This window comes from Pseudomonas sp. SDO5591_S426, assembly GCF_054070755.1.
Genome location: NZ_JBSVXD010000272.1, coordinates 1 through 5,795, shown reverse-complemented (window position 1 = coordinate 5,795; position 5,795 = coordinate 1). Strand labels below are relative to the sequence as shown.

6 protein-coding genes are annotated in these 5,795 nt (G+C 58.9%); 3 read left to right on the top strand and 3 right to left on the bottom strand.

The features are described 5' to 3' along the window. Positions 1-55 precede the first annotated feature (55 nt). Positions 56-1,078: a transporter gene (locus ACW9JC_RS28275; RefSeq protein ID WP_416126162.1), complete on the bottom strand. Its 1,023-nt coding sequence runs from the start codon at positions 1,076-1,078 to the stop codon at positions 56-58. 272 nt (positions 1,079-1,350) lie between these two features. On the opposite strand from ACW9JC_RS28275, the gene ACW9JC_RS28270 reads away from it, so the two are divergent. After that, complete coding sequence (locus ACW9JC_RS28270; RefSeq protein ID WP_457459156.1) at positions 1,351-2,976, top strand: methyl-accepting chemotaxis protein; 1,626 nt, start codon at positions 1,351-1,353, stop codon at positions 2,974-2,976. A gap of 112 nt (positions 2,977-3,088) precedes the next feature. Beyond that, positions 3,089-3,520, top strand: coding sequence for a hypothetical protein (locus tag ACW9JC_RS28265; RefSeq protein WP_457459154.1), 432 nt, complete (start codon positions 3,089-3,091; stop codon positions 3,518-3,520). Between the two features lie 62 nt (positions 3,521-3,582). Here ACW9JC_RS28265 and ACW9JC_RS28260 read toward each other — a convergent pair whose 3' ends face one another. Together ACW9JC_RS28260 and ACW9JC_RS28255 are read right to left on the bottom strand one after the other, a co-directional pair. Then, a complete protein-coding gene (locus ACW9JC_RS28260; protein WP_457459152.1) occupies positions 3,583-3,888 on the bottom strand; it encodes a PepSY domain-containing protein in 306 nt (101 codons plus the stop codon). A gap of 178 nt (positions 3,889-4,066) precedes the next feature. Further along, complete coding sequence (locus ACW9JC_RS28255; RefSeq protein ID WP_457459150.1) at positions 4,067-5,194, bottom strand: glycerophosphodiester phosphodiesterase; 1,128 nt, start codon at positions 5,192-5,194, stop codon at positions 4,067-4,069. Between the two features lie 219 nt (positions 5,195-5,413). Here ACW9JC_RS28255 and ACW9JC_RS28250 point away from each other — a divergent pair, with 219 nt between their 5' ends. Continuing rightward, positions 5,414-5,740 (top strand): DUF2025 family protein, encoded by a 327-nt coding sequence (locus ACW9JC_RS28250; protein WP_457459148.1) that lies wholly within the window; start codon positions 5,414-5,416, stop codon positions 5,738-5,740. Positions 5,741-5,795: the final 55 nt, after the last annotated feature.

Genomic DNA, 5,795 nt, shown 5'->3' with positions numbered 1-5,795 from the left:
TACAGGAAGTCGCATTGCAAATGTAGGAGCTGCCGAAGGCTGCGATCTTTTGATCTTAATAATCCTGCCGCTTACGAAACGCCCAGCGCCCGGCAATCACGGTAAACGTCGCGACCAGGGCCACCAGAATCCAGAACCCTTCCGGGTCCTGGGAAAGCGGCACCCCGCCGACGTTCATGCCGAAGAAACCGGCGATGATGTTGATCGGCAATGCCAGCACCGTCACCACCGTCAGGGTGAACAACGTGCGGTTGCTCTGTTCGTTGAGGTTGGCGGCGATTTCTTCCTGCAACAGCTTGATCCGTTCACCGAGCGCCGTCAGGTCGTTGATGATCAGCGCGAATTCCTCGGTGGATTTGCGCAGCTCCTTGACGTCTTCCTTTTGCAACCATGGCGGCGGTCGGTTGAGCAGCCGTAGCAACGAACCTGGCTCCAACGCGAGCAAGCGTTGCAGGCGCACCAACACCCGGCGGTTGGCGCCCAACTCGGCGCGGTTGGTCGACAGGCGCGAAGAGAGCAATTCATCTTCGATCTGATCCACGCTGAGGCTGGTCTTGCGCACGATCTGCGTCAGCACTTCGCCCTGATCGCGCAGCAAATGCACCAGCAATTCCAGCGGCGAACGAAAGCATTCGCCAGCCTTCACCGAAGAACGCAACTTGTCCACCGAGTGCAGCGGTTGCAGGCGCGCGCTGATGATCAACCGACTGCGGGCACAGACCCACAGCGTCGAGACATCCGACGAGACCATGCTGCTGAGGTTGAACACCACATCGTTGACCACCGCCAGCAATGCCGAATCGACATGCTCGATGCGCGTCGAGCGCGAGCCTTCGTGCAAGGCTTCGAAAAATTCGTCGGGCAACTCCAGATGGCTTTTCATCCAGCGCTCGCACGCGGCGTGGGCGAGGTTCAGGTGCAGCCAGAGAAATTGCTCGTCATCTTCCGGTTGCTGCAAGCAGCGCAAAGCCCTTGCCGAATCGATTTCCTGACCGCGCTCACCGGGGCGAAAACTGAAACCGTAAAGCAGGCCGAACAGATCCGGATCGCGATGGCTTTGATCGATGCTGTGGTTCATGAGAGCTCGCAAAGAGAGGCGCCTGTCGCGGGTTTTACAGGTTCACGTGAGCCGCATCATCGCAAGGCTGGATGACGTTTTTGTGACAGTTGTAGGGCGCAAACGATTGCACTGCCAGTGGTCGGATTTAACTCAAGAACCGCTCTGGCACGCCGATCACGCTTGAGTTAAGTTGCGCGCCCTCGGCCATCAGCCAAGGTCGCGGACAGGGATGTCCGGACACCTTTCACGCCTACCGGGGCGTGCCTCATTCCTGTCATGAGTACCTTCCGATGTTTTTGCAAAAGTCCTTGAGAGCGCAAATTCTCGCCCTGTTGAGCGGCAGTCTGTTCGCGATGCTGTTGATCGCTTTGGCCTGTTTTCACTTTCTCTCCAGCGGTGTTCAGAGCTACGCCAACCTGATCGAAGGGCCGCTGCACACTTCGCAATTGATCGATGAAGCCAACCTGCAATTCAAGGTGCAGGTGCAGGAGTGGAAAAACGTCCTGTTGCGCGGCAAGCAACCGGCTGACCTGAATAAGTACTGGTCGCAATTCGAAGAGCGTCAGCGCGATGTGCAGAACATTCTCGGTGAGCTGGCGGGGCAGAAGGGCATCGAGCCGCAACTCAAGATTCGCATCGAGCGCTTGCGCGACGAACATCGCCAATTGGGCACCGCTTACCAAAAGGGCCGCGATGCCTATGTGGCGGCAGGTGCCGATCCGACCGCAGGCGACACAGCGGTCAAAGGCGTGGACCGCGCGACCAGCGAGCAGATGAGTGAACTGGTCAGCGAGTTGCGCAAGCAGGGTGCCGAGCAATCGAAACTGATCAGCGCTGAAGCTGATCGCACCGTGTGGCTGGGGATCATCGTGATGTTGGCTTCGGGCCTGTTGATCGGTCTGCTGAGCCTGTGGCTGGTTAACCGCAACCTGGTCGAGCCGATTCGCAAGCTCATCGAATACGTGGCGCAACTCAGCCAGGGCAAGTTTGCCGAGCGCGTGGCCAGCACCCGTCAGGATGAACTTGGAAAACTGGCAATGGCCGCCAACACCCTGCGCGATTTCCTTGCCGAAACCTTCACCCGATTGCAACGCAGCGCTTCGAATCTGGACAGCGCCAGCGGTGAACTGAATTCAATCGCGACGTTGATGGCCGGTGGCACCAACGAGCAGTTCAACCGCACCGATCAAGTGGCCACGGCGATGAACGAAATGTCCGCCACCGCCCAGGAAGTCGCGCGGCACGCTGCCGATGCGGCGCGCGCGGCGGATGATGCCGACCAGTCAGCGCAGCAGGGTGAAAAAGTCATGCAGGACACCATCCACACTATCACCCAGATGCGCGGCGAAATCGCCAACACCGCCACAGTCATCCGCCAACTGGAAACCGACAGCGGGCGTATCGGCAAGGTGCTGGAAGTGATTCGCGGCATCGCCGAACAGACCAACCTGCTGGCGCTCAACGCCGCTATCGAAGCGGCGCGTGCCGGTGAAGCCGGACGCGGTTTCGCGGTGGTCGCCGATGAAGTGCGTAGCCTGGCGCAGCGCACGGCAGCGTCGATCATCGAAATCAACCAGATCATTCAAACCGTGCAGACCGGTGCGATCGAAGCGGCCCAGGCGATTGAAACCGGTCAATCGCGTAGCGAGGAAAGCGTCCAGCAAGTGACCGAGGCCGGCGCCATGCTCGAACGCATTACCCTGGCCGTGGAAGCCATCCGCGACATGAACCGCCAGATTGCGACCGCCGCCGAAGAGCAGACTTCAGTGGCCGAGGACATCTCGCGCAACCTCACCGAAATCACCAGCATCGCCAGCACCAACCTGGACAATGTGCAGCGCACGGAAGCAGCGAGCAACAACCTGCATAGCCTGTCAGGCGAGTTGAACGAGGTGACGGCGCGGCTCAGCGCCTGACGAAAACGGCTGTGTACCGGTTTGCTTACCGAGTCGGTACACAGTCGATCTCAAATCCGTGGCGGCGATGTCGATGAGGGAGTTACCCCTCATCAACATTGGATAACGTCCCATGGTCAGCATCACCAATATCTCGATCCCTCTGCCACTTTCGACCACAACCGCCAGCACCGTCACCAGCAACGCTGAATCCACTACGGTTACGGCCGCTGCGGCACCCGCCAACAGCGCCAAAGTCGCTGCCGGTGGAGCGCCTGCATCAGGCGACAGCGGCTCAAGCAGCAGCGAAGAATCCGACGCGGTGAAGGAGCTGCGCAAGCAGATCGCCGAACTGCAAAAGCAGATGCAGGAGCAGATGCAGCAGTTGCAAGCGGCCCAGGCCAAGCAAGAAGACGATGACGCCAAAGCCGCTGCTGTCGCTGCCGCACAATCGCAAATCGCGGCCACATCGGCCTCCTTGCAGACGGCAACGGCGGCGTTGTTGCAAGCATTGCAGGAATCCGGCTCCGGCACTTCGGGGACGCTGGTCAGCACCTCGGCCTGATTAAACCTCCAGACGCAAAAAAGCCGCACGATCGGTCAATCGTGCGGCTTTTTGCTGTGTGCTTAGTCGTCCTTTTTGTTCTTCAGGACTTCGCCGGTGGCGGCGTTCAAATCCACGTCCCATTCAACATTCTGTGCGTCACGCAACTCGACTTCGTACTCGTAGCCGTTGAAGTGGTTGTCCAGGTCGCTGTCGGTAATCGTGGCGCCCGGATGCAGCTTCATCACGACCTGGTTCAGCTCTTCCAGCGGCTTGATCTTGCCATCCTTGACCAATTGCGGGATCTGGTCGACAGGAACATCAGCCTGGGCCAAACCAGCGGTGAGGGTCAGGGCCGCAGCGGTGAACAGGGCAGTCAGAGTCTTCATGAGTTCATTCCTTGTGTGAGCTGTTTAAGTGAGATCAGGTTAGCTTTTGTAACTTAATCCACCCTTAAAATTCCCTTTGCCTGATCCGGCGTCATCGCGAGCAAGCTCGGCTCCTACAGGTGCGACGCAATTTTGTAGGAGCAAGGCTTGCCCGCGATGGACGCGCCTCGGTCCCCAATCAATACCCATTGTTCTTCAACACCTGATCAACACTCGCCGCCGCCGGACGTTTATAGAACTTCAATAACTCGCTGGCGCGGTTTGTGAAAATGCCATCGACACCCGCATCCATGACCTTCTGATAATCCACCGCATCGTCGATGGTATAGACGTGCACCAGCAAACCCTGATCGTGGGTGTACTGGTTCATCCACGGTTGCACCAGGTCCGAGTAACTCTGATCGCCACCCTTGGTCAGCGCAGCGGAAGGGCCGGTGCCGATCGCGCCCTCGGCCTTGGCGTAGTCGACCCAACGCTGGAATTCGGCTTTGTCCTTCGGCTGCTGCTTGGCGTAGTAAGCGGCTTTATCCTTCTCGCCGGACTCGGCAAAGGTCACTTTGGATTTCGGCTCGATGTTGCCTTCGCCCACCCACAGCAACAGGATTTTCGGCACCTGCGGCATTTCTTTTTCCAGCAGTTCGAGGCTGCTTTTTTCGAAGGTTTGCAGGATCACCTTGCCTTTGCCCTGACCGACCGCCAGCTCGCTTTTCGCCAGTTTCGAACCTGCGGGGCTCAGCCAGCCACGGTCCTGAAGTTTGTCTTTGAGATCGCGTTCGATGCCGGGAAACTGCTGCGGCTCCTTGGTTTCGATGTACAGGCCGGGCTTGTGTAGCGGATTGCCTTGGGCGATGTCGATGATTTCATCGAGGGTCAGAATCTTCAGGCCTGCGTAGGAGGGGCGCGCGCGATCCGGGTAAGCGGTGTTGAACCAACTGCCGGCATCCAGAGTTTTCAGCTCGGCCATGGTGAACGCGTTGGCCGGGCTGTCCTTGCGCTCGGGGAATTTGCTGGCGACGTCGGTGGTGCGTTGCAGATTGTTGTCGTGCAGGGCGAACAGCACGCCATCCTTGCTGCGTTGCAGGTCCAGTTCCAGATAATCGGCACCCAGGTCGCGGGCCAGTTTGTACGCGGCGGTGGTCGATTCCGGCGCATCGAAAGATGCGCCACGGTGGGCGATCACTGCCGGGTGTGGAATGCCCAGGCGCGTGGCCAATGCAGTGGGGCTGGGCTCGCTGGCGGCGTTTGCCTGGCCGAGGCCGAGCAGCAGACTCAGCAGCAGGGTGCTTTTGGTGAAGGTTGCAGGCATGTTCGAAATCCTTTCGCGATGATTTTCAAAGACGTCCCTTTTAACAACTGAGCGTTGCCAGCGCTATCGCGAGACCGACATAAACGTGCGTAAAGCTGATTTTCGTCAGCGCTTTTGTGCACTTGTTTGCAGTACGCTTGCCCTCGGTAATCCCCGGCAGAGGGAACGCCATTCGCTCGCCCTGCGTGTAAACCAACGATCACCACTGTGAGGTTTACCATGCGCATCACTTCCCAGCTCATCTGCCAGGCTGCCGACCAGCTCAAAGGCTTCGTCGGCCTCAACCGCAAGACCGGCCACTACATCGTGCGCTTCAGCGAAGACGCCTTCGGCATGGACGTGGCCGACGATGGCATCATCCCCACCAGCGAATTCGTCTGGGCGCCCGGCCCCTCAGGATCCATGACGCTCAAGCGTGGGTTGATTCAGTTGCTGCTGGACCAGAACATAGACGACCGGATCAACATCACCGAACCGTTGCGGGTGTACATGGATCGGCGGGAAGTGCCGGAGATTTCGGCGGTGCGGAGTTTGGTGCGGGGTTGAGGTTTTGTGTCGACTGGTCTGGCTTCATCGCGAGCAGGCTCGCTCCTACAGTTGA